Below are 24,879 nucleotides of genomic sequence, written 5' to 3' on the forward strand. Positions count from 1 at the left end.
CTCGGATATGGAACAAACGACGTTTCGCGAAATGGGATTGAAGGAGGATCAGATCGAAGATTTCATTCGCGACCATATCGACATTTTGGCGGACGACGAGACATTACTCGTCGTCGGCCGGCAAGTGCGCAACAAGGAACGAGGCCGCAGCGATCTGGTAGCCGTCGATCAAGAGGGCAATCTGGTGCTCATCGAAATCAAGCGCGACCGGGACGATATCCGGAACCGGAAGGAGCCGTTCGAATTCCAAGCGATCCGCTACGCGGCCAACTACGCGAGGATGACGACCGTCGACGACGTGGTGAATCTCCTGTTCGCCCCCTACATCGAGCGAAACCGGGACAGGTTCGGTCATACCGAGCTGACGGCCCGTGAGCTGGCCAAGCGGAAGATCGAAGAATTTCTGAGCAGGCATAAGGCCGAGCGAACGTTTAACCGGAAGCAGGAATCGTGCTGGTCGCTTCGGACTTCGACCCCCAGACATTATCCGCTTGCGCCTGGCTCGTCGGCAATCAAGTATCCATCAGCTGCTACAAGCTTATTCCGTATAAGCTGGGCTCCCAGTACTTGCTGCAGGTCGAGAAGGTGCTTCCGCTTCCGGCGTTGGACGACCGGTATGTCGAAGTGGCTCCTCCCTCCGAGACGCAGACGACCGACAGCTCCTCCTCCCGCAATCGTACCCAGCTGCCCCGAATGGATAAGCTGTTCGAGTGGGGGATCGTCAAGCCGGGAGACGTCTTGACCCTTAAAAATTACAGCGACTCCCAAGCGGTCGTGGTGAACCATAAGGAAGTCGAGTTTCAGGGAGAACGCCTTCGCTTCAATCAATGGGGGCAAAAGGTGACCGGCTGGTCGTCCATCTGCATCTACGCTTGGGCATTCTCCGAGAGGCTTCAGAAGCTTCTGGACGATGCCAGGGAAGAAGAGCTGCAGCGGAGGCTGGAGGAAGCCGAAGCGGACGCATAAGCCACGCCCTCCTTACCCCCAAACCTCGCGCAAAGCCGAGCGGAACAGCTCGTCGAGCTCCCGGTCCCGGTCGACTTCGACACTCTTCAAGTGAACGGCCGTTCGTTCGAAGTAGCCGATCCGTTCCTCCAAGTAGTCGTTAATCGGGTTCAGACGCGGCTCGAGGTCCAGCTCGTCGCCGGCTTTCTTGCGCGCGAGCAGCTGTTGGACGATCGTATACAGCTCGCTGTCCGCCGGGATCAACGCGTCGACGAGACGGTCGAACTCCATGGGCGGCATGCTGTCGAAGCGTTCGATCCATTCGCAGGCGAGAATCGGCCTCAGCACGTAGAAATATTTTTTGATCTTCACTTGATCGCCTTGCAAATACTCCCGGTAATTTCCTTTGGCCATGTTCAAATAATGATACGTACACGATTTGGGGGAGAATGTGAGCGGCGACAAGGCGCGAATCCGCTCCGCGACCGAATAGTTCTCGGCATACGGGATCGGCGATTGCAGCCATTCGAGCAGAGGCGGATTCGATTTGCGGAACAACTGGAGCGCTTTTCTCAAATCCCAGCCGCTGAGGTCGAGCCTCTCGTCGATCGGGCGCTCGATGACGTCGCGCTTCTCGAAGATGGACAAATACCATTCCACCGGACGGACGTAGAGGAACCGGACATCGTAGTCGCTGTCCCGGGACGGGAACCCCCAAGCCCGGCTGCCCGACTCGCAGGCGTATAGGATGCGGACGCCCTCCTCCTGCGAGCTTGCGCAGCTCTTGTACGATTGTGGCGTGGAAATCGGACATGGCCGACACTCCTTTACTGGGGGGAATAGGAAGAAGCCGCAGACCCCAACGTCTACGGCCGGCACATTTCTTATGAATCTTCCCCGGCCGGCGGGGAGGCGAGCTTGCGATCATCTTAGCTGTCTAACCGATCGTTGTCAACTCGGGGAGGGCGCAGAATGGGATTTCCAAGCATGTGGAAATCTAAGGAGGATCATCTGTCCGAATAAGTCCGGGAGGAAACGTCATGAAAATCGAACTGGGCCGCTGTCTGCTCGGCGAGCGGCTGGCGGAAGCGGGCATATCCGTCGATCGGCTCGCGGACGCGCTGCAGATGAGGCGGGAACGGCTGGCCGACTTTATGGACAACAAACGGGTCATGCCGCTGAAAACCGCCCTCTCCATCGCCGCGACGCTCGATTGCGAGGTGGACCGGCTGTACGAATGCACACGCGTAGAAGCTGGCGCGCCGCAACAGACGGAACCGTAAGGCGGGGGTTGCCTACGGATGCGACACAACCGCCCGCCGTTCGGAAGACCGCGGCTCCGCGCCGCTTCATTTCAATCGAACAACACGACGCCTCGAGCCCGGAGAAAGGCGACCGCCTCGTCCACCACGCCCGCATCGAAGCCGAACGTGGCGCGCATCATATCCGTCCACTCCGCCCGCGACGGGAAGTCGTGCACTTCCGAGCCTTTGTCCGTCTTGACGAACAGCTTCCGGTTGACGACGGAATACGCGGCGTCGCGCTTGAATACGGTCGCCACGATTCTGCGCATGAACGGATTCTCGTCCTCGTCCCGAAGCGAATGGGCGATCGCTTCGTCGAAATCGGACAGCTCGACCGCGGTCCATTCGATCGTCTTGACGACGAAGCTTTGGCCGTTCGCGCGCCGATCGATGACGTAGCGGTCGTCGCCGAGCTTCGTCACCTCCACCGTTTCCCCGTACCGCGAAAACCGCGGCTCCTCCTCCGGTACAAGCGGCTCGAACAAGGGCGCGCCGTACCCGACGTCCACATAGTAAGCTCGATCGTCGATCGTGACTCGCAGCGCCATATGGGTGTTGCCGCCGGTGGCGCGGACGAGCTCGGCCCGGAAGCCGAGCGCCCGGAGCAGGCCGCCGAAGTGTGCGTTCAGGATATAGCAGTTGCCGCCCAGCCCTCTCGCCGCGAAATGGGTCAAGAAGGTTTCGGCGTCGGGCAGCCACCCGAGCCCGGTACGGGCTCCGTTGGCGTAATAGTGGATTTTGCCGATGTTCTCGAACGGAAACCGCTCCAGATGCCGTCTTGTCAGACGGCGCAAGTAGTCGTAGGAAGGGGACTCGCGCTCCATCCGCAAGCAGTCCAGATAGAAGCGCAGCGAATGAGCGGCCATAGGCGTGGACATCGATCGCACCTCCCTCAATGCGGCTTGAGAATCATCAGGATGAAGATGATCGTGCCGAGCACCGTCGCCCACAGGTGCAAATTCCGCACCTTCGCATACATGGCTGCGAGGGGAGCGGGCGCTTCCGGGCGCGTCCTGGCGTCCGGGGAGGAGAGAGCCGCCTGCAGCTTCTTGAGGGCGGGCGCGAGGAAGCCGACGATGAGCACCTCGATGAGGATGTACAGGACGAGCGTCCCGCCGATCCACAGCTGGAGAAGGGAGCCGTACGAGCCGATCCAGAACAGGACGATGCCGGACAAGACGGCGAGCGTGCCGCTGATCTTGGGGAACAGCTCCAGACGCGCGACTTGGCGGAGCGACCGCTCCATCTCTTCGACGGACGTGGTGGGACGCAGCAGCAGCGGGAACGCATACGCCGGTCCCAAGCCGATGATGGCGGATAAGACGTGAAGCAAGACTAACCATTCCATTGTTCAACACACCGCTTTCGTAGGAAATGAATGCTGCATTTCCCATCATAGCGGCGACGGCGGAATCGCTGTATCGGTAAGATTACGTATTTTGCGAAGGCGGGGGGCCGTTCGGCTCTTCGAGGAGCTTCCTTTCGGCGACGTACCGGGCGAGAGCGGCGCGGGAGCCGATATGCAGCTTCTGAAAAATCCGCTCCACATGCGTCGTGACGGTACGCGTGCTGACGAACAAAATCTTCGCGATGTCCGCGTTCGTATGTCCTTGGGCAACGTGGAGGGCTACCTGGCGTTCCCTGGCGCTGAGTGCGGTATGGAACGGCTCCGCCTCCCGCTGCGCCTGCAGCTTCGCCCGCTCGACGACTTGCCGGAACAGCGGCTCGCGGTCCGACTCCGGGAGGCGTGCCGCCGTCTCGAGCGCTTCGCCGAGCTTGTCGGCCAGCGTCAGGAGCAAGTCGTCCGGATACCGGTCGAACGCGTCCGCCCCCGGCCGAGCCTCCTCGCAGCACACCGTCCCGATGAGCGTACCGGAGTCGAAGACGGGGAACGCAAGCAAGCTTCCCGGCAGCGGCCGCTGCCGACCACTCTCCGTTTCCCCTTCCCGCTTGCCCGTCTCCGACTCGATCGTATGCATGTACCGCATCTGCGAGCCGATGCCGCGCAGCCGGATGACGCGGCGCTCCACCGCGACGAGCGCGGCCAGCCGCCGCATGGCGTCGAACGCTGACGGATCGGTGCCCGCTCCCGGCACGCCCCGGGAAGCCAGAAGCGAAGGCGCGGAGCCGGCGGCGCCGACGGCCCAATACGAGCAGCGGTCCAGCTCGAGCTCCTGCGCCAGCGCGCTCAGCAGCTCGCCGTACGTTTCCGGCGCGGGGGACAGATACAGCGCTTCCTCGACGCACCTCCGGACCGACATCACCTCGAACACCAACGCCGCCCGCAGGCCGGGCGCATTCGCCACCCCCGCCACCCACGAAACCGTGCGGATGTCTTGATGCAGCCGATCGAAGAGCGGCCCTTCCGTCTCCGTCCCGATATGGCGCACCGCGAGCTCCCACTGGATCAGATCGTCCGGCGTCGCCAGCTTGATCAGCGCGAACGGGTTGCCGGCCAAATTGTGCAGCGTTTTGTTCAGCATCTGATCGGCGACGGCGACGCGTCCTTCCTCGACGTGCCATACCCGGGACAGGTTGGCGACGTTCGGCGTGCCGTCCGGATCGCCGGTTACGATCACGGACGGAAACACGCCGTCGAAGGCGGATACAATCCGGGTTAGCGGTACCTGCAACGCATGTCCCTCCCTCATAGCGGCGACCCCGCCAACGGTCCGGGCGTCTGGACGAATACGCGGTCGACCCGCAGCCCGAGCGCGACGCAATCGGCCGAGCGCACGTTCACCAGCGGAAGAAGTCCCGGAAAATGCCGGGCGGTCAGCGCCCGCTGCCGTTCCAGCACGTTCCGGTCCTCCTCCGCGATCTCCCGGCATTCGACGAGCCCGCCTTTGATCTGATACGATTCGTTGTCCGTTCCGGCGGTCGCGAGGACGGCCAGCTTCTGCCGGTCGCCGCCGTACTCGCGGAGACGCCTCCATTGGCTCGCCAAGACGGCTACGCGGATCCGTCCGTCTCGCTCGTCGACGCAGACGCCGTACCCCCGGCACGTAAAAGGAGGCTCCCCGTTTTTCGAGGCGGCGAGGTGGATATAGACGGGAACTTCGCGGTTCATCAGCCGCGTCAGCACGGCGGCCCACTGGTTGTTCTTTGGCATGGCGGCGTCGTTCCTTTCGGGGTCAGCAAGTTTCGTTATTGGATCGTTCGACGCGGAGCGGGGATGCTCCTTCCGGAACGAGGATGGCCTATCGAAAAAAGCGGCCTCAACGATCGGTCCCGGCCGGACCTCGTCAGGACAATCGCCTCGCGAACAACAAGTCGCCCGATAGGAGACGCCGGCTTCCGCTCTTCGCGTCCGTCCGCAGCGTAATCGGACGACTCGAGCGGCCAAGGTGTTCGGCCATTTCACCCGCCTGTGTGCTCCTGTCCAAACCCGCTCCCGATCCTTGCGTACAATATGTTGAACTTGTGCCATTATACCAGGAGGTGTTTCGCGGATGGGCTCCGTCCATAACCGCCCCAAGTCGGGCCACAAGCCGCTCGAACGCGGCAGCGCTTGCTCGAAGAAAAAAGCTGCGCATAAACCGAAACGAAAGCCGGACACTACCCGCAAGATCGAAATCGCCAAGAAAAACAATCTCACGATAACGCTAAAACCTACGCCCGTTACGGTCGATCCGGTCATCTCCGTCGCTCCGACTCCGGTTACCGTCGAACCGGTCATTCGGGTCGAGCCCGCTCCCGTTACCGTCGAACCGGCCATTACGGTCTCGCCCGCTCCGGTTACCATCGAACCGGCCATTACGGTCTCGCCCGCTCCGATCACCGTCGAACCGGCTCCTGTTACGGTAACGCCCGTGATCGTCCCTACGCCTTTCAGAAGAGTTTGTACGACCATTCGCGAAACCCAGCAGCTTACCAATCCCCAGCTCATCATGATTCCGGGACCCGGCATGACTTCGATCGCCACTCCATACCCCTCCTCCATCGTCGTATCCGGGATGACGGGTACGATTGTGAAAGTAACGGCCACCTTGCTTGATTTTTCGTCACAGAATTCCGCTGATTTGGATTTGATGCTGGTCGGGCCCGACGGCGCCACGAACACCATTCTGATGTCCGATGCCGGCACCTTGCCGGTCGGAGGGTTAACCTTATCTTTCGACGATGATGCGCCCAACCTCCTTCCGGCTGCGGGAGCGATCGTATCCGGCACGTATAAACCGACCAATTATGCCGGCATCGAAAACGATACATTCCCTCCGCCCGCGCCTCCGGTCTCGCCGATTTCGATGATGAGCAACTTTTTCGGTCAAAATCCCAACGGCACCTGGAGCCTTTATGGGACCGACGATACCCCGGGCAATGCGTCTCAGATCAGAGACGGCTGGATACTGCGCATCACGACCGAGCGGGAAGAATGCCTGTATACCCCCGTATAAACGGGTACCTGCGCGCCGCCGTCATGGTGGGGCCGGCACCGAGACCGCGGCGCTCTTCGTAATACCGGACCGGACTGCAATAAGAAAAGCTTCTGATCGAATTTTTGTAACGATAAAAAAGAAAAGACGTCAATCGACGTCTCTTCCAGGGGAAGCCCCGGCTCACCCGCCACTCCCTCGGCTCTCCCCGCCCCCCAGCTGCTCCAGAAGCCCCTCCAGCCGGCGCAGGGCGGCCTCCTCCGTCTCGAGGCCCGACCAGTACAGCTTCGCCTCGCGGTACAGCGCGTCCAGCTCGCGGATGGACAAGTTCAGCGCGCCGAACGTGCGGAACGTGGGGATGATGTCGCGGTAGACGTGGAAGCGGGACGGCCGGTAGCCGAGCTCCTTGCCCGTCCATTCCGCCGCCGGCTTCAGGCTCGGGATGCTGAGCGTCCGCTGCCGCAGCAGCAGCTGCGCCTCGTACGAGACGAGGAAGTCGGCGAACCGCCGCGCGCTCTCCTTCCGCTCGGAACGGGCGTTGATCGCCACCCCGACGAGCATGAGCAGCGTCTTCGGATCGTTCAAGTACGGCAGCGGAGCGAGATCGTACTCGAAGTCGTCCGGGCGCTCGTGATGGTTCAAGCTCAAGTACGTCGTGACGATCATCGACACTTTGCCGCTGAAGAACAGCTCCTCCGCGTCCGCGTCCTTCTCCGACAGGAACAAGGGGAACCGGTTCTGCAGGTAGATCAGCTCGCGGCAAACCCGCAGCGAATCCATCAGCCGCGCGCCGTCGACGGCGATGCGCCCCCGCTCGTCGCGGTCGAACCGGAGCCCGCTCTGGAGCAGGAACACCGGCCACCGGTTGGATGAGGGGAAATGGACGTAGAAGCCGAGCCGCTCGTTCTCGACCGCCAGCTTCTCCGCCTGCTCGAACAGCGTGCTCCACCGCCAGCCGCTGTCCGGCTCGAGAACGCCCTTCTCGCGGAAATGGGCTTTGTTGTAGCACAAAATAAGCGGAGTGAACAAAAACGGCCGCGCCTTCAAGCGCCCCTCGTGCGTCATCGCCTCGGTCAGAAACGGGTACACGTGCGGGTGCGGCTCGACCGTCTCCAGCTCGTCCAAGCCGCCGTTCGCCCGGAAGTCGGCGAAGCCGTTGTAGTTCATCGTGAACAGGTCGACGGCGCCTTCGTCGATCATCGGCTTGACGACGGCATACGAGTTCAGCCCGGAGGACAGGCCGACGAGCTCGACGCGGATGTCCGGGTTCTTCTTGTGAAATTCGGCGACCAGCGCCTTCATCGCCGCCTCTTGGAGCAGCGACCGGTGGCAGCCGAACTTCAGGACGACGACGTCTTCGCGGGTGCGGCGGACGACCTTGTTGCCCACTCTCGGAATTTTCTCGATCAGCCGCTCCGCGACAAGCTGCTCCAGCCCTTGCCGGACCGACGTGTTGCTCAACCGGTACCGCTTGGCGTACGCCTTCTCCGAAGGCAGGTAATCGCCTTCCCGGAACACGCCGTTGCGAATGTCGTTGCGTATATCTTCGACCAGACTGTCCAGTCTCGCCTGAAACGTATTGCGATTCGGTCTCTCGCCCATCGGTATCCCGCCATCATCGATTTCGGTAATGAATATCCGCTCCGTTCGGAAAAAGAAACCGCTCCCTCTCCGAACGCACTTGGTGACTTCTTCAAGCATACCGGAATTGGATACCGGGTTCAAGGAAAAACGGCCGGCCGGGCCGCCCTCGCATCCGCTTTCGCCTTCTGCGCGAAAAGCCGCATGGAGAACGGTCCGCCGGCCGAAGCCGCCACCGTGAATGCGCGTAAGGAATCCAGGCATTCTCATGGCGAACGGCTCCCGGCTTACGGTTTACAAAGCCGCATGACGGAAACGTCCGTCAATCCCGGTAGCGCATCACCTCGCCGTCGGCCAGCACGACCCACGGCCTCGCTTCCGTCGCTCCGCCCCGGAACGCCGCGATGTCATGGGCGAACCGGACCCGGCTCACGACCTCGCCTTCCGCGGACAGCTCCGCGAGCAGGCCGTGATCCGCCGCCGCCCAGTACCGCGCCCCGCCGTCGCCGGCCGAGCCGTCGACGTGCAGCACCCGCTCCTCCAGCGCCGTACGGAACCGGACCGTGCCGTCGGGACGGAGCGCGTACAACTGGAACCCGTCGGAGCCGGCCAAAATCTCCGCGACCCCGTCGCCGTCGTAATCGCCGGACCGGACGTCGTTCACCTCGCCGCCGACGTTCCGCTTCCACAGCTCCTGCGGCTTGCCGGCATACGCGACGAGACGCACCTCGTTCTGCTTCGTCCCGAGCGCGATCGCGGGCAGCGTGCCGCCGTTGCCGCCGGGCAGCACGGTCGCGACCTTCCACCCCGGACCGCCGCCGGAACCGCCCCGGGTGACCTGCTTATCGTCCCAGTAGGCGTAGTACGCGTACTCCAGCGCGTAGATGCCCTCATCCTTGCCGTCGCCGTCCATGTCGGCGAACGCCATGTCTTCGATTCCGTAGAAATAGAGCAAATCCTCGTACTTCAATCGGCCCTCCGGATCCAGGCCGTAAATGTACCGGAACTGCGTGCCCACCATAATCCACGGCTCCTGATCCGTCCCGTTCACGTGGGCGACCCGCACGTTCGTAATGCCGAGCAGGTTGCCTTTGCGCTCGCGGTGCTCGCCGGTATGCGGGAACTCGTACCGCCACTTCTCTCCGCCCGCCGCGTCGAGCGCGTGCACATACCAGTTCTCGGTGGCGACGAAGACGACCGGCTCGCCGTTCACCGTCTGCACCGTCACCTCGTTGACGCGTCCCGCGGCGGCGAACGCCCACCGGACGGCGCCCGTCTCGTCGATCGCCTGCACGTTGCCGCCGATGCCGCCGAGGAGCAGCTCTTCCCGGCCGTCGCCGTCCAAGTCGCCCCAGCCGGCAGCCGTCACTTGTTCGGGGAACGCATACACCGGCTCCCAATCGGGATGCACTCCCGGACGATCGGGCTGCGCCTTGGCCCATGTTCCCGGATGCTCCTTCTCCTTCAGCGCCTTCCCGAGACGCTGCTCCGCCTGGCGGCTCCACGGCACGGCCCCGGCTTCGAGCGCCCCTTCCCGGACCGGCTCGCCCCGTTCGTCGTAGCGGACCCGGTCTTTGCGCAGCGAGTACGCCTCCCATTCGCCGTTCGCCGTATTCATCGCGAACAGAACGGGCTCGTCGAACCGCAGCGTCTCGGAGCCGATCCGCACATTCGTCGCCTCGGCTGCGAGCAGTCTTCCTTCGCCGAGCAGATGGAGCTTGCCGTCGGAGGCGACGTCCGGCGTATCGAGCGGCGCGTGCACCGCAAGCCACCGCTCGCCCTCCTGCTTGATCTCGACCGTCGTCTCGTTCAACCGCCGCGCGTGGAGAGCCGGTTCGTCCTCCTTGCGGCTGGACAGCACGTTGATGAAGGCGGCCGTATCGCCCGCCGCGTAGCGCTGCTCCTCCAGCACTTCGCTCAGCACCGTTTCCCGGTCGGCGTACGGGTACGGGTAATCCGACTTCCAATATTTGCGGAAATGGCCGTACCGGTCTTGGGTCAGCAGCCGGGAGCGGTCCAAGCTGTCGATCGCCATCGTCACGCCCTGCTGCTCCGCTTCGTACCGGCCGCCGTTCACCGTCGGCGTCCCGAGCGTCTGCCACTGGTTTTTGAGCAAATAGTTACCGGTCTCGTTCACCTTTACATCGTCGTAAATGATATAGAAGTCCCCGTTCGGACTCACGATCGACCGTCGCCAGTCCGTTCCGTTGTAGTTCGGCACGACGCTGCGGCTGAGCGCGATCCCGCCGACGTCCGCCGCCCATTCCAGCTTGGCGAGAGGCGGCTTCTTCTCCTGCTCCCCGTCCTTTACGACGACGAGCCCCGAATGATGCTCCGGCGTATTCTCCATATAGTCGCGGTCGACCAGGAACAGCCGGCCGTCGGCCGTATAGTTCAGGATCGCGTTGCCGTCCTGGTGGCCGTGCGCGCCCGCCGAGAAGCCGTCGACGATCAAGTAGCTGTCGTCCGCCCCGAACCCTTCGCGGAACGTCATTTTATGGAACGTGTCGGCCAGCGCCACGTCGAGCGGCTCTTGACCCGGCCCCCGCAAGTCGTCGTAGATGCCCGGCTCGACCGGATACGCCTGCACCTTCGGATACGCTCCCTCCGGCGGCTCCCCGCCCGCTTCCGGCTTGAGCGCCGCATAGCGGTGAATCGGGTAGTCCAGATCGCTCATCCGCTGCCCCGGGAACGGCCCGTTCCTCGTCCGCTCGAGCAAGTATTGATACACCGGATCGCCGTAAAACCACGACGCCGCGTTCATCACCTGCGAATGTCCCCACGAATACGCGTTGCTGTAGCCGAACGGGTACGTGTCCCCGCCGCCGGCCATCGTCCCGATATTGTCGATCATGAGCGCGTTCAGGTCGGCGCTCGGCCGCAGGCTGCGGGTCAGGAAGTCGAGATTGCCCGTCGCCATCGCGTAGTCGATGTTCGTCATCGGCACGTGCATAAGGTAGTCCGAGCCTTCGTCCAAGCTGATGTACGACGTATTGCCGGTAAAAATGCGCTCGCCCAGCTGCCGCCAGCCCGGTGCCTCCGGCAGGGCGTAATACTTGCCGAAATAGTCGCTGCCCGCGATCAACGACAGCGCCGGGAAAATTTGATGATTCCACCGCGGACCGGTCGCCGCCGCCCCGACGAGGTAGCCGTCCTGCGCATTCGCTTCGTACGTGAGGGCGAACGCGGAGACGATCTGCTTCCGCTCGCGCGCCGTGAACAAGGGCGACGCTTCGAGCGTCGACCAGAGCTGGATCGCTTTGTCCCCGTCCGTCCACATGTTCGCGCGGGCGTTCAGCTGCCCTTTCGCTTCGGCGGGGTACCGGTTGACGAAGTTGGCGTAGCCCTTCGCCAGCTTGCGGTAAATGTCGCCCAAGCCCGGGTCGGCCGTCAGCAGGTAGCCTTCCCCGTACAGCTTCAATCGGTTGAACACATAGAGCAGCGCGTCCGCATCCGCTTCGTTGCCCGTCGTCGGCTTGAGCCTCGACAGCCACGTTTCGACCGACTGCAGCGCGGCCGCGACGTCGGCCGGCGTCGGCTTGCCGTCGAACGGCAAGTACGAGGCGGCCTGCTTGGACAATACCGCCTCCGCCAGCCACGGAATGACCGGCTCGGTTTGCGCGTCGAGCTTCTCCAGCAGCTTGGCGACGCCGGCCCGAGCGCCCGCCAAGTCGCTCGCGCCCACGACGACGGAATTGCCGCCGAGCCCGAACGGATCGATCACCGTCTGCAGCTGGTACCCTCCGTCACCGGGGTAGACCGCATCGGCATACGACATCCTCATGCCGTACAGCCGAGCGAGCTGCTCGTTGTTGCCGAGCGAGCCCAGCAGCAGCGCGTTGCCCGACCAGCCGTCCCGAAACTTGCTCCGCTCCGGCGCGACGACGCTTGCCTGCACGTTCCAGCGGGCTTGCAGCTTCGCCGCGATGTCGTTCCCGAGCGCCTCCCATTCCGCCCCGGCCGGCACGACGACCGACAGCCCCTGGACGGCGGTCGTCCGCTGCAGCGGCCGGAGCGCCAAGTCGCGGTACGGCGGCACGTCGTTCGCGTCGTACACGTTCACGTCGATCGCCGCCTGCAGCCCGCCGTATACGGAGGCGGTTACGACGGCCGAGCCCGGGGACACCCCCGTCACGCTGCCGCCTTCCGCCGTAGCCACCCCCGGCTGATCCGAGACGAAGGAAGCTTCGTTCGATTCCATCATGCGCACATCCCCATTCGTATAATGGCCGATCAGATGAACCTGCCTCGACTGGCCGACCTGCACGCTTACGGAATCGGGATGCGCGGTGACGCCGCTTAAGCTGCCCGGAGGAGCCAGCTCCGCGTCGCGAATGCGCACGTCGTCCACGTAAAACGTGCCGAGACCGGTCGAGATCGTCGCGAGCCGGAATACGTTCACCGACGTCACGGTCGCGTCCCGGACCGCCGTATCTTTCCGCAGCAGCAGCAGGTCGTCGCCGTCGAACACGGCGATCGACTTGCGCCCGGCGGCCATGTCGAAATCGAGATGGAACCGGTACCACTTGCCCGGCTCATACGTCTCGCTCGTATTGACGCGGGTCGCCCCGTCGTAATATTCGATTTTCCGGTTCGCCAGAAAGCCGATCCACTCCACGGGCTTCGTCCCTTGCGGACCCGCGCTCTCCAGCAGCATGACGAGCCGGTCGGCCGTGTCCGCCTTCGCCCACCATTCCACGCTGCCCCGCCCGACAGCCGGAAACGTCACCCTCGCGCCCAGCGCCTTCGTCTTGTCGTTGTCGGCGATCCGCACCGTCTTCGTGCCGCTCACCGCATACACTTGGTCGGTAACCGTCACCTCCGGGCTCGCGTTCGTCCAGCCGAGCTGCCCGTTCAACGGCCCGACGGCGAAATTCTCGAAATCGTATGTGACGACGCCCGGCATCTCCTCCGCGTTCGCCTCCGCCCGCGCCGGGCTCGCACCGAGCACCGGCCCTCCGAGCGTCACCGCCACCGCCAGCAGCAAGCAGATCGCTCTGGCCATCGCACCCGCTCTACCGTCCGAACGACCGCCTTTCCTTGCCGTTCCCCGCATCAACGCATCCCTCCCCGTTCTCGATTCGTTCCTTCGCGTCCGGGATCGGCTCCCGTTTACGCCAGCGTGCTCATCTGCTCGGCTTTCACTTCTCCTTCCAGCGGCTCTCCCGCCAGCAGCCGCTTCGTCTCGTCGATCGCAAATTGCCCGAGCCGCCATACGCCGTTATTGACCGCGCCCGCGATATGCGGCGTCAAGATGCAGTTGGGCAGCGTGCGCAGCGGGTGATCGGGCGCCGGCGGCTCCGGATCGGTCACGTCGAGACAGGCGAACAGCCGGCCCTTGCGCAGCTCCTCGACGAGCGCCGCCTCGTCCACGATCGACCCGCGCGCCGTATTGATCAGGATGGCGTCGTCCTTCATCCGGGCGAGCCGCTCGCCGTTGATCATCCGGTACGTCGCCGGCAGCGAGGGGGCGTGGATCGAGACGACGTCGCTTCGCGCGAGCAGGTCGTCCAGCTCGACCTTCGCCGCTCCCAGCGACTCGGCCTGCTCCGCGGTCAGGATAGGGTCGTACACGAGAACGTCGACGCGGAACGAACGCAGCAGCTTCATATAGTGGCTGCCCGCTTTCCCGGCGCCGATGACGCCGACCGTCACCTCGTACAGCTCCCGCACCTTCTCCTTCCCCTCGCTCCAACCGCCGCCGCTCGTCGAATGCGACAGCCGCCACATGTTTTTGAGCGACGCGATCGTGAGCCCGAGCGCCGTCTCGGCGACGCCGACGCCGAGCGGCCCGTTGCCGCTCGAGACGCGGATGCCGCGCTCCCACAGCTCCGGCGTGACGATCCCCTTGACCGTTCCGGCGGCGTGGATAACCGCCTTCAAGTTCGGGGCGCGGTCCAACAGCTCTCCCGCGAGCGCGCCGCACCCCCAGGACGTAATGGCGATGTCCGCCCCTTCGAGGACGGCCTTCACCGTCTCCGGCTGCGGCGGCCCCTCCCGCTCGTTGCGGACGACGACGCCGAGCGCCCGAAGGTGCTCCCAATGCGACGGCTTGAAAATCCGGTCCTGTACTCTCGGCTCCGGCAGTATGGCGATTTTCGCTTCCATCTCTCTCTCCCTCTCCTATCGTTGGTGCCGGGGCTTGGCGATACCCCGGGTTATTTGTTTTTCTGCTTCTCGAGCTCCGCCTTCAGCTTCTCTTCGAGGGTGCGCAGCGCCGTATTGACGTCCGTCTTGCCGGAGGCGACGTCGATGAACGTCGTGCCCATCAGCGTCTGCTGCGTCGCTCCGGGCACGTCGGCCAGCCCGGCCTTGCGCTTCGTCGTGTAGGGAACCGGCGGGTAGACGTTGATTGCCTGCATGTTTTTCGTGCTGTAGACCGGGTGTCCTTTGCCGAGCTCCTTCTTGATGTCTTCCTTGACGAGCGTCGTCGGAATGCCTTTCCGGGAATCCTCCATCTGAACCTCGTCGGACAGCATCGCCATGATCATCTCGAACGCCTCTTCCTTATGCTCGCTCGTCTTCGAGATCGACCAGTACGCGGGCCCGCGCTGCGGCATGAGCTTGGGCGCTCCCGGCAGCACCGGATACGACACCATATCCCAATTCACCTCGGGCGGAATGGTCAAGTAGACGCTGTGCTGGTTCGCCATCATGGCGACGTTGCCTTTGGAGAATGCGGTATTCTCGGCGGAGCTCGTCTTCTCGATCGTGTTGTTCGGAATTTCGTAAAACCGCTTGAAGTTGTCGAACAGCAGCTTCCACTTCTCCGGATCGGCCAGCCGGTCCTCGTTCGGATCGAGAATCGGGAGCGAGAACGGGTTGTCGCGCAGCATGTTGACCGGGTTCGAGCTGAAGCCGCGGTAGGAGACGCCGCCTTCCGTGCGCGTCATTTTTTGCGCCAAATCGTACACTTCGTCCCACGTCATGCCGTCCTTCGGGTACGCGACGCCGAACCGGTCGAACAAATCTTTGTTGTAGTAGAGCGCCTGGGGGAAATACGGGGGGACCGGCAAGCCGTACAGCGCTTTGGAGCGCCCCGCATCGACGATCTCGTCGATGAACACTTGATTGAACCGGGGCAGATCGTACTGATGCTTCTTCACGAGCTCGGTCAGGTCGAAACCGAGCTGCAAATCCAGATAGCCGCTCACCAAGGTAGGGACGTCGGTACGGATCAAATCGGGGACGTCGCCCGCCGCCACGAGCTCCGGCATCGTCGTTCCTTTGCCGTTCTGGATATATTCGACGGTAATGTGCGGGAACTTCTTCTTCAAGACGTCCCGGAACCGGTCGTCGAACTCTTGCGGCGTCACGCCCCCTCCCCAAATTTTCATCGTAAACGGCTCCTTCGGCTTCACGACCGCCTCTCCTCCGGCATTCCCCTGCTCCTTGCCGCCGCCGCATCCCGCCAGCAGCGAAGACAGCAGGACGACCGACGCCAGCAGAGCGCCCGTTCTTCTCATGGACTTCACTCCCCTTTTTAACTGAATATTCAATCTTTTACAGGCATGCCGGATGCCCTCCGAACGCGTCTTCGAACGCTTGGTATACCCTCCTCTCGGTCTGCGCTTTTCATCCAGAGTGCGGTCGCTAGTCGAAGGAACGATGAACACTGGTTTTATCTGGTTCTTACGTTATCATTGTAGAAAGCGCTTTATTTTTTGTCAATTGGTTTTTTGGTGTCGAGCTATTTGCTGGGTGAAAACGGAAGATGTCGACGTCCCTTCGGCCTTGTTTAATCATATTATTCAGATGAGGCGGGAAAATATTACGATTTTCAGACGAGGAATCTGGTTTTGATTCAAAGAGCAAGAAACCACAACATCAGTGTGGTTTTGTCCTGGTTTTGGAATGCAATTGGTCTTGCCGCTCCTGCGGAAGGGATAGCCGCTTCGTTTAGAGCGGAGGGTACCGGCTCGACCGGCTGGGCCGCGGGCTAAAGTTCCATTCGATATGGTAATATGGAGCTGGAGCTGTTAATGGGGTTGGGGCGCAGTATCAATCGGAGGAGGATGGGCCGTCATAACGAACTTTGCAACGGACACGCGACTTATAGCCGATCTGTTTCGAAATTGTATTTCGGAAGCCAGGTACTTGACCAGAACGGAAATGAACGCGATTCATAACTATCTCGCGAAATACGAAGACGTAGAATCGCCCGAGAAAGAAGCGATTGCGGAGATCAGCAGCGATTTCAAGTTAAGCTACAAACGCTTAAAGGAATCCGGCCCGGAAGAAGTGGACAATTATTTCCGGTACATGAGCGAACGACTTCCCTGAAGGAGAGTGTGGCGGATGCGCGAGGGCGAAACCTGCGTCCCGACCGGCGTCGAGCTGAAGGACACCGGCTTCGGGTACACGTTGTCCTTAATCGGCGGCAAATATAAGATGATCATCCTGTATTGGCTCTCGGAGCATAAGGTGATGCGGTTTAACGAGCTGCAGCGGCGGATCGGCACCATTTCCTTCAAGACGCTGAGCGTCATGCTGAAAGAGCTGGAGTCCGACGGGCTTGTCAACCGCCAGGAATTTCCCCAAATCCCTCCGAAAGTCGAATATTCGTTATCCGAACGCGGCCTTTCTCTCGTTCCGGTGCTGGATATGATGTGCGAGTGGGGGAAAAAGAACGGCTTGCCGGCCCCGGAACCCGTACATCAGCAGCCTTCGCCGCTCGATTCACTCGAAAGAAGGACTTCCCCGTAATCGAGGAAATCCTTCTTCTTGTGCAGCCTTGTCGGTGCGGGCCGTTTACAGGCTATCGATAAAATTCAGATAGGCTTGCGCGCTCTGCTCCAATCGGGCGGCGGGCGTTTCGTTGTCCGCGCCGGGCACCAGCCCGCCGGGCTCGTTTTCCGTTCCGTAGAAGGCAAAGAACGAACGATAGTCGGCACCGCAATACCGGAAGGACGTTTCGAACGGCACCAATATTTGCTCAAGCGAATAGCGGTATCTTCCGTTCGCGCTGTAATCCTCCTTTTGGATGCCCGCCGTTACGCCCAAGGCGACCTTGCGGTTTTTTAGCTTGTCCCCGCCTTTGGAACCGTAAGCCCATCCGTACGTCAAGACGTCGTCCAGCCATTTCCTCAGCTCTTCCACCCACCGCTTATTGACGGCGGATGTGTCCAGGCTTGGATGGGTAACGACGACGAGCGTTTTCATCGGGGATCGTCCTCTCTGCGAATGGTGTACGCTTTGAGTATAAAAGGGTCGCCGCCGATCGAGAAGTACGCACTTTTCGTACAGGTACTTTCCGCAAGGTAAGTAGGCTGAAGGATCCATTCGCCAATGGGCTCAATCCGTTCCCGGGATCACGAAGCTGACGATCGTTCCTTCGCCGGGCTCGCTGCGGATCGTCAGCCCTTGCCCGAACAGCCGTTTGAGCCGGCGGTTGGTGTTGGACAGCCCGATTCCCCTTCTGCCTCCGGTCGCCGCCGCGTTCTCCTCCAGCAGCTGACCGACCCGTTCCCGCGTCATGCCGACGCCGTTATCCTCGACCGCAACGAACGTCGCGCCGTCCCGGCGCCCGATGCGGATCCGGAGCGTGCCTCCCTTGTTTCGCCCGAGCAATCCGTGCTTGACCGCATTCTCGACAAGCGGCTGAATCGTCAGCGGAGGCAGCAGCGCCTCGACGTCCGGATCGACGTCCCACTCGACGGTCAGCCGGCTGCCGAACCGCTCGCGCTCGATATAGACATACGCTCGCACGAGATCCAGTTCGTGCGATAGGGAGACGAGCTCGCCCGTATTCAAAAAGTCGAAGCTGATCCGCAAATACGAGGCGAACGCTTCGCCGAGCCTGCGCATCCGCTTCGTGTCGATATCGCTCAGCGCCATGAGCGAATTCAGCGTATTGAACAAAAAGTGCGGTTGAATTTGCGCCTGCCAATAGGCCGCTTCCAGACGCAGCCGCTGCTCGACCGACCGCTTGAGCGACGTGAGCAGCCGAATGCGCGCCTTCAGCTCGAGCGCATCGACCGGCTTGGCGACGTAGTCGTTCGCCCCGGCGTAAAACCCGGCGTAGACGTCCGCCGGCTCGCTGCGCGCGGTCAGCAGCAAAACGGGCAGCTCCGAAACGGAGAACCGCTCCCGCACGATTCGCGTCAGCTCGTAGCCCGACATCTGAGGCATCATGACGTCGACGATCAGCAGGTCCCACGGCTCCGCGGCGAGCAGCTCCAACGCTTCCTTGCCGGAGCCGGCCGTTCTCACGAGGTAATCGCCCCCCGACAGCATGCCGGACAACACTTTCAAATTGACCGGATCGTCGTCGACGACCAGAATGCTCATCCGTTCGCCCGTCGCCCCGGGCGCCGTCTGCTCCCGCTCGACCGGGCCCGCTTCGGCGGCCGTCGCCGCTTCCGCCAACAGCGTCGGCTGCGGAGGCGCGGAAGGAAGCTCCGTCTCTTGCGCCAGCGGAAGCTCGAAATGGAAGACGGAGCCTCGGCCGGGTTCGGAATAAGCCTCCAGGCTGCCGCCGTGAAGCTCGACCAGCTGCCGGCAAATGCTCAAGCCGAGCCCGATGCCGCCGCTCTCGCCGTTTCCCTGCTCATACGGCAAAAAAATGCGCGACAGCGTCTCTTCGTCCATTCCGGCCCCGGTGTCCGTCACTTCGATGAACGCCCGGCCGCTTCGGACTTCGGCGGAGACGGAAATCGTCCCTTCGTCGGTAAATTTGAGCGCGTTGTGGACGAGGTTGAGCAAAATTTGCACAAGCCTTTTCTCGTCGGCCATGACCGGCGGCATCGATTGCGGCATGCGCTGCTCCAGCCTCACCGGCCTGCCTTCGGCCATATAGCGCAGCATGCCGAACACCGCCGAAACGACCGCATCGAGGCGCACCGGCTCCCGGCGCAGCACGATGCGCTTCTCCTGCAGACGGGCGATGTCGAGAAGCTCGTCCACCATATGGGACATGCGGCGGCTGATCGTAACGAGCAGCTCCAAATTTTCGGCGCTTTCGCGGCCGATCGTCTGTTTCTCCTTATCCGCTACGGTTTGGGCGATCGTCATGATGCCGTGCAGCGGCGTTCGAAGCTCGTGCGACGTATTGGCCAGAAATTGGTCCTTCAGCTTGTCGGCCATGCGCAGCTGCTCGTTCAGCTTGGCGTTCTCCTCGGCATTGCGGTAATACCGCTTGAACCAATAGGAGGAGAAGCCCACGATGGCCGCAATGATATCGACCGGGTAATACACGTTCACCTCGACGACTCCCCTGTTATGCAACGCCCCCCATACGATGCTCGAAATGACGCTCGCGGCCGTAATCATCAGGAAGCCGGCGCCATGCTTATTGCGCACGACCATCTTTACGATCAGAACGGCAAACCAGATCGTCGGAAGCAAGAACATCAGCGAGAATAGTCGCGCCGCACTCGAATGATGGACGAGCGCAGCCGGCGCCGCCAATATAAAGGCCGTGTACAGAACGAGGAGCGAGGTATAGAGACGAAACCGTTTGCCGTTCAAGGCGCTGGCGGAAAATGTGCCGGCAAGCAGCAAAATAAAAAAGGCGAGCCATACATAAGAAAGCAGCCTGACCTTCAAAATCCACGTATAACCGAGCGGCACCCACTGCAGCAAAATGTAATCGTCCCCGGACACGATCGTCAAGCTTGCCATAAACAGCAGCAAAATAAACGTAATTAGCGCTTTTTGGCGCACGTCGAACAAATAAAGAATGCAAGCGTATAAGCCGTGCAGCAGCAGGATAAGAAACGTGACGAGCTGGAAGCCGATGGAATACCAGCGCTGGGTATCGATCGCCGCTTGTGAGCCGAAGCGAATCGATTTGGCGATCCCTCCGGTATTCGGCTGATCGAAGTTGGCCACGCGGATCAGCAGCTCGATTTGCGTCGCATCGGCATCCGTATAGGAAGCGGTGTAGGACCGGCTATCCGGTCGATACCGTTCGGCCCGTTCGGCGACCGTGCCGAATTCGGCCGATACTTGCCCGTTTATTTCCACGGCCGAGGAGGCTTGGATGCCGTTCATCCAAAACGTATACGGCTGATCCAAGCCGGGGTCGACGAGGATCGTCAGCCTGTACGTGCCGTAGCCGAACGACGTGCCCGGCTCGCCCGGGAAAGCGCTTCTCCAATCGCCGGGAACGCGGACATGCCGCATTCCGTCCACGGGCTGCCGCTTGAGCTCGTCGTGCGTGACGAGAGCGCCGGGGTAAAATTCCCACTCGCCGTCCAATCGGAAAGGGGGAGAGTTCGCCAGCTCCCGGCCGCGAAGATCAAGCACGCCTCCCGCAACACCGGGATGTTCGGCGGAATCGAACATGTCCGACCACACCGATCGCATGCCCAGCAAAAAAGCGAGGAACAAAACAAGCACCGTCATATGTTTGAGAAAGGAGGAGATTCGTATTCGCATGTCCTATATATTTGACCTCCGCTCCTCTTTTCCTTTTTTCCTCGGACGGAGTGACCGTGTCTCTACGCGCTGCGTCGGCGGCCGACCGTCGCCGAACGCCGAAAAAGCCGGTTCCTCTCCTTCGAGGAATCGGCTTTTTTTCGAATGCAGGCCATCCGTCTCGTCAAGGCAGCACGATGACCTGTCCCGGATAAATCAGATTCGGGTTCGGAACCGGGTTCAGCTTGTGCAGCGTCTGCCACGTCGTCCCGTACTTCTTCGCGATCGCCCAGAGCGAATCGCCCGGACGGACGGTGTAGACGCTGCCGGCGGCGGGGCCGGATTCCGCCGAAGCGGCGGGCGCTTGCGCGGCCGGAGCGGGCCTCTGTGCCGCGGGGGCAGGCTGGGGAGCGGCGGCGGCCGCTTTCACCCGGATGCGCCCTTCGGTCGCGGGCTTCAGTTCCCCGGCTTGGCGGATGTACGCGATGAGCGACTCCTCGAGCGAGGAGAAGTCGTTCGCGACCGGATAATCCTTGAACATCGTGTAGTTGTCCCCGCCGGCCGCCATGAAGTCGTTTGTGGCGAGCACGTACGTCCGCTCCGGATCGAGCGGCTCGCCCTTCACCGCGATTGACGTAATGCGCGCGTTTTTCGGCAAGGACGGGTCGAACTCGAACGAGAGGCCGCCCACCTGCGGGAACCCGCCGAGCGATTCCGGGTAGGCGGACACGCCGAGCTCGAGCGCCGCTTTGATATCCGCGCCCTTCACCTTCTTCGTCTGGATGTAGTTGCCGAACGGCAGCACCGTAATGACATCGCCTTTCGTAATCGGCCCCGCCTCGATCGAGGCGCGGATGCCCCCGCCGTTCGTAATCGCCGCGTCGGCCCCGGTCTCGCTCAGCATCGCGTCGGCGATCAGGTTGCCGAGGTTCGATTCGCCCTTGCGGACGACCTCGCGCTCCCCGACCAGCTTCACGCCGGCGGAGCCGACGACCTCCTGCAGTACGGCTTCCTGCGCTTGTTTCACTTGTCCGACGATGTCCAGCACCTTCGGATCCGGCTGGACGTTTTGCTCGACGACCTGCTGCTTCGTGATCAGGCTCGCCTTCTTCGACGTCAGCTTGCCGTTCTCGAACGTCAGGTCGACCCGGCCGATCTGCTTCAAATATTCGCCCGTCTGCGCGATCAGCACGCCGCCCTCCAGCCTTCCCGCCTCCATCGCCGTATGGCTGTGGCCGTCGAGAATGACGTCGATTTCGGGAACGGCCCGCGCCACCTTGATGCTCGTATCGGCGCTCGACAGATCGACGCCGAGATGGGCGATGGCGACGATCGCGTCCACCTTGCCCTTCAGCTCCGCCACGATCGCTTTCGCCTCCGCCGCCGGATCGGCGAACGTGATGCCTTCGACGTTTTTAGGGTGTGTTTTGTAGGCGGTCTCCGGCGTCGTCAAGCCGAAGAAGCCGATCTTCAAGCCGCCCGCCTCTTTGATGACGTACGGGGCCAACAGCCGCTCGCCGTCCGCCTGCTTGACGTTGGCGCTCACGACCGGGAACTGGGCGCGCTTGCTCAGCTCGACGAGACGCGCGTACCCGTAGTTGAAATCGTGGTTGCCCGGCGCCATCGCGTCGTAGCCCGCGGCGTTCATGATGTCGACGATGCTCTCGCCGCGCACGAGGTTGGCGATCGTCTGTCCGTGGAACGTGTCGCCTGCATCGATCAGGAGCGTGTTCGGATGCTCCTTCTTGTACGACCGGACGAGCGCCACCATCTCCGCATAGCCGATGTTGACGTCCTTGGTGGATTCGACGCGGGCGTGCACGTCGTTCGTATGGAAAAGGGTGACGGTGCGGCTTCCGGCCGCCTCTGCGGCGGCGGGCGCCGCCGTCGCCGTCTGGACCGCGGACAGCGCGAGCAGCAGCGCGAACAGCCACAGGCTCCATTTCGCCGGTTTGATCATGGGTGGGACTCCTCCTTCAATCGGTTGTCCTTGCCATTTTATGACCCGATTGTTAAAGGGGCTTTTTCCCGGCGTGAAGATTTTGTAAAGAAGGCTGCCTGCCGCGGGATGCGTAAACGCAAACTTTCCGTTCCGCCGGCACTCCCTCCCTGCTACAATAAAAAGACCATACGTGAATCGGCGGAGGACCCTCATGGCCAAGGAAAGCTTCGACAAAGAAATCCAGTTTCTGCGCCTGCTCGTGCTGACCAGCGGCGCATACAGCCGGCAGCAGTTCGCCGATCGGCTCGGCATCTCCGTCCATACGTTCGACAAGACGATTCGCCGCCTGAAGGACATCGTCGCTTCGGTGCATCGGCAGCTGCCGCAGGAGCAGGGACGGGAGTTTGCGGAGACGCTGCGCTTCAGCTACTACGATTCGGCCGACCCGATGCTGCTTTTCCTGTACCGGGCGAAATCGCTCAAGGAATCGGAGAGCGTCCGTCTCGCCCTGCTGCTCGAAGCGATGCGGGACGAGCCGCTGGCGGTGACGGAGCTGCTCGACGCCTGCTGCGGCGGCATGCCGGCGGACGGGCCGCTGCCGGACGAGAAGACGATTCGCGCGGACGTGAAATATTTGGAGGACGTCGGCGCGATCCGCCGGGAGCCGGGCGGGCGTCCGTACCGGTACCGGGTCCGCGACGAGCTGGTGAAGGAGCTGACGTTCGACGAGCTGCTCGATCTGTACGATTTCGTCGACGTCATGGCCAATACGCAGGTGCCGTCCGTCCAGGGCTACCTGCTGCGGGACAGCCTGAAGCGTGCGCTGAAGCGGCGCGAGCCGGAGCTGGAGACGGCCGCGACCGAGCCGTTTTTGTACAAATACCATTACTACCCGCGGCTCTTGGACGAGGCTCACCTGTATGCCCTGCTGCAGGCGATTCGGGAACGGCGGTACGTCCGGTTCCTGTACTTCTCCCCGAAAACGCGCAAAAGCTACGGCTCCCGCAACACGAACCCGCTGTTCGAGCGGGATACGTCGGGCAAGGAGGAGCGCGTCCTGCCGCTCAAGGTCGTCTACGATCACCAGTACGGGAGATGGTACCTGCTCGGCCACGATTCGCGCGGAGCCCTCAAAAAGTACCGGCTCGAAGGGCTGACGCAGATCGCGGAAGCCGAGGCGGTTCCCGAAACGCCATATGCCGCGAAACGGGAGGAGCTGGAGGAGCGGCTTCGGTTCAGCTGGCTCATCGATACGGGCGAGCGCGTCACCGTTCGCGCGCGGTTTTACAAGCCGGAGGGAGGCGGGCCCGATTTCGTGAAGGAGCGCGTGCTGCTGCAGGGCCAATGGGGACGCATCGCGGAGGAGGACGACGGCTCGTTCGTGTACGAAATCGAGGTGAACGGCACGACGGAGATCAAGCCGTGGCTGCGCAGCTTCGGCTCGAGCTGCGAGGTATTGGAGCCGGATCATTTGCGCCGGGAGATGATCGAGGAATGGAAGGAGATTCGCGGTTATTATGAACCCGTTCGAGAAAATCTTTAATTACCAGATCGTCTCCCGGCTCGAGCAGTCCGGCGCGATCCCGATCACCTCCCATGAACGGGCTTGGCTGAAGGCGATGCTCGCGCGTCCCGCCGCGGCCGAGGCGTTCGAGCCGGTCACCCTCGCCAAGCTGCGTGCCCTGCTGGAAGACGAGACGGCGCCCGACCTGTCCGGCGGCTATATCGAGAAGGCGCGCAGCCGGGAACGGCACGTGTACCATCCGCTGCTGCGCCCGCTGCGCCGGATCGTGCTGGCCCGAAGCGGCGTCCGGCTCGACTACGCGGTGAAGGACGGCACCTTGTACGAGAACCAGCCGGGATTCCCGTACAAGCTGGAATATTCGATGGTGAAGCGCGAATGGTATTTGTTCTGGTACCATAGACGGAATCGGACGCACATGAACACGAAGCTGGCCAACGTATCGGCTGTGCGCGAGGAGCCGTTAGCGGAAGGCGTGGCGGAGCGCATCGCCGCCGAGCTCGCCGCGCTGCTCGAGTCGCGTCAGGAGACGGCGACGGTCGAGGTCGTCCGCCTGTACAACCGGGAGCTGTCGCGCATCCTGTACGCGTTCTCGTGCTTCGAGAAGGACGTGGAATACGACGCCGACTCGGATACGTACCGGATCACGCTGTCGTTCCCCCGAGACGAAGGGGAGTATATGCTGTCCAAAATCCGCTTCCTCGGCAAACGGGTTCGCATCGTCGACGGCCACAAGCTGCAGCGGCGCATGTACGAGACGGCGACGAAGGCTTTGGGGCGGTACGGCATCGAGTAGCAAAAAGAGGGCCGCTTCTTCGGGAATTCCCGGTAGAAGCGGTCCTCTTTCCT

The 24,879-nt window shown here is 62.3% G+C and carries 19 protein-coding genes and 1 pseudogene; 7 read left to right on the forward strand and 13 right to left on the reverse strand.

Annotated elements, in window-relative coordinates; translation table 11 throughout:
- Positions 1-103: 103 nt before the first annotated feature.
- Entirely contained in the window at positions 104-415 is a 312-nt protein-coding gene (locus tag DLM86_RS32900; RefSeq protein WP_245955022.1) for a hypothetical protein, read from the reverse strand.
- Between the two features lie 35 nt (positions 416-450).
- On the opposite strand from DLM86_RS32900, the gene DLM86_RS32905 reads away from it, so the two are divergent.
- The gene (locus DLM86_RS32905; RefSeq protein WP_245955030.1) at positions 451-966 is read left to right on the forward strand and encodes a hypothetical protein; all 516 of its coding nucleotides are present in this window, start codon (positions 451-453) and stop codon (positions 964-966) included.
- 12 nt (positions 967-978) lie between these two features.
- Here the strand turns inward: DLM86_RS32905 and DLM86_RS29935 are convergent.
- A pseudogene (locus DLM86_RS29935) lies at positions 979-1,759 on the reverse strand (nucleotidyltransferase domain-containing protein).
- 226 nt (positions 1,760-1,985) lie between these two features.
- Here DLM86_RS29935 and DLM86_RS29940 point away from each other — a divergent pair.
- Entirely contained in the window at positions 1,986-2,228 is a 243-nt protein-coding gene (locus tag DLM86_RS29940; RefSeq protein ID WP_110843728.1) for a helix-turn-helix domain-containing protein, read from the forward strand.
- A gap of 71 nt (positions 2,229-2,299) precedes the next feature.
- Here the strand turns inward: DLM86_RS29940 and DLM86_RS29945 are convergent, their stop codons facing one another.
- From DLM86_RS29945 to DLM86_RS32270, 4 genes are all read right to left on the reverse strand, one after another.
- Positions 2,300-3,127: an arylamine N-acetyltransferase gene (locus tag DLM86_RS29945; RefSeq protein ID WP_110843729.1), complete on the reverse strand. Its 828-nt coding sequence runs from the start codon at positions 3,125-3,127 to the stop codon at positions 2,300-2,302.
- A 14-nt stretch (positions 3,128-3,141) separates the two neighbouring features.
- A complete protein-coding gene (locus tag DLM86_RS29950) occupies positions 3,142-3,597 on the reverse strand; it encodes a DUF2269 family protein (protein ID WP_110843730.1) in 456 nt (151 codons plus the stop codon).
- 82 nt (positions 3,598-3,679) lie between these two features.
- A complete protein-coding gene (locus DLM86_RS29955; protein ID WP_158289720.1) occupies positions 3,680-4,882 on the reverse strand; it encodes a LuxR C-terminal-related transcriptional regulator in 1,203 nt (400 codons plus the stop codon).
- 14 nt (positions 4,883-4,896) lie between these two features.
- Positions 4,897-5,361: a hypothetical protein gene (locus DLM86_RS32270; protein WP_158289721.1), complete on the reverse strand. Its 465-nt coding sequence runs from the start codon at positions 5,359-5,361 to the stop codon at positions 4,897-4,899.
- 340 nt (positions 5,362-5,701) lie between these two features.
- On the opposite strand from DLM86_RS32270, the gene DLM86_RS29960 reads away from it, so the two are divergent.
- Positions 5,702-6,646 carry a hypothetical protein gene (locus tag DLM86_RS29960; RefSeq protein ID WP_110843732.1) on the forward strand — a complete coding sequence of 315 codons (945 nt, stop codon included), beginning with the start codon at positions 5,702-5,704 and terminating at the stop codon, positions 6,644-6,646.
- 162 nt (positions 6,647-6,808) lie between these two features.
- Here DLM86_RS29960 and DLM86_RS29965 read toward each other — a convergent pair whose 3' ends face one another.
- From DLM86_RS29965 to DLM86_RS29980, 4 genes are all read right to left on the reverse strand, one after another.
- Positions 6,809-8,227, reverse strand: a complete 1,419-nt coding sequence (locus DLM86_RS29965; protein WP_158289722.1) for an extracellular solute-binding protein — start codon at positions 8,225-8,227, stop codon at positions 6,809-6,811.
- Positions 8,228-8,528: 301 nt separating this feature from the next.
- Positions 8,529-13,262 (reverse strand): hypothetical protein, encoded by a 4,734-nt coding sequence (locus tag DLM86_RS29970; RefSeq protein WP_158289723.1) that lies wholly within the window; start codon positions 13,260-13,262, stop codon positions 8,529-8,531.
- Between the two features lie 56 nt (positions 13,263-13,318).
- Positions 13,319-14,314, reverse strand: a complete 996-nt coding sequence (locus DLM86_RS29975; protein WP_110843735.1) for a hydroxyacid dehydrogenase — start codon at positions 14,312-14,314, stop codon at positions 13,319-13,321.
- Positions 14,315-14,364: 50 nt separating this feature from the next.
- On the reverse strand, positions 14,365-15,672 hold the full coding sequence (locus DLM86_RS29980; RefSeq protein WP_110843736.1) for an ABC transporter substrate-binding protein: 1,308 nt from the start codon (positions 15,670-15,672) through the stop codon (positions 14,365-14,367).
- A gap of 631 nt (positions 15,673-16,303) precedes the next feature.
- Here DLM86_RS29980 and DLM86_RS31865 point away from each other — a divergent pair.
- A complete protein-coding gene (locus tag DLM86_RS31865) occupies positions 16,304-16,489 on the forward strand; it encodes a hypothetical protein (RefSeq protein WP_146250330.1) in 186 nt (61 codons plus the stop codon).
- Between the two features lie 15 nt (positions 16,490-16,504).
- On the forward strand, positions 16,505-16,912 hold the full coding sequence (locus DLM86_RS29985) for a winged helix-turn-helix transcriptional regulator (protein ID WP_110843737.1): 408 nt from the start codon (positions 16,505-16,507) through the stop codon (positions 16,910-16,912).
- Positions 16,913-16,957: 45 nt separating this feature from the next.
- Here the strand turns inward: DLM86_RS29985 and DLM86_RS29990 are convergent, their stop codons facing one another.
- The 3 genes from DLM86_RS29990 to DLM86_RS30000 all read right to left on the reverse strand — a co-directional run bounded on the left by DLM86_RS29990 (position 16,958) and on the right by DLM86_RS30000 (position 22,526).
- Positions 16,958-17,368 (reverse strand): NAD(P)H-dependent oxidoreductase, encoded by a 411-nt coding sequence (locus DLM86_RS29990; RefSeq protein WP_110843738.1) that lies wholly within the window; start codon positions 17,366-17,368, stop codon positions 16,958-16,960.
- 132 nt (positions 17,369-17,500) lie between these two features.
- Positions 17,501-20,455, reverse strand: a complete 2,955-nt coding sequence (locus DLM86_RS29995) for a hybrid sensor histidine kinase/response regulator (RefSeq protein ID WP_342773128.1) — start codon at positions 20,453-20,455, stop codon at positions 17,501-17,503.
- 295 nt (positions 20,456-20,750) lie between these two features.
- On the reverse strand, positions 20,751-22,526 hold the full coding sequence (locus DLM86_RS30000) for a 5'-nucleotidase C-terminal domain-containing protein (protein WP_110843740.1): 1,776 nt from the start codon (positions 22,524-22,526) through the stop codon (positions 20,751-20,753).
- 193 nt (positions 22,527-22,719) lie between these two features.
- Here DLM86_RS30000 and DLM86_RS30005 point away from each other — a divergent pair, with 193 nt between their 5' ends.
- Together DLM86_RS30005 and DLM86_RS30010 are read left to right on the forward strand one after the other, a co-directional pair.
- The gene (locus tag DLM86_RS30005) at positions 22,720-24,051 is read left to right on the forward strand and encodes a helix-turn-helix transcriptional regulator (RefSeq protein ID WP_110843741.1); all 1,332 of its coding nucleotides are present in this window, start codon (positions 22,720-22,722) and stop codon (positions 24,049-24,051) included.
- Entirely contained in the window at positions 24,026-24,826 is an 801-nt protein-coding gene (locus tag DLM86_RS30010) for a WYL domain-containing protein (protein WP_110843742.1), read from the forward strand. The genes DLM86_RS30005 and DLM86_RS30010 overlap by 26 nt, the downstream gene beginning before the upstream one ends.
- Positions 24,827-24,879: the final 53 nt, after the last annotated feature.

This window comes from Paenibacillus flagellatus (genome assembly GCF_003217775.1).
Taxonomy (GTDB): domain Bacteria; phylum Bacillota; class Bacilli; order Paenibacillales; family NBRC-103111; genus Paenibacillus_AB; species Paenibacillus_AB flagellatus.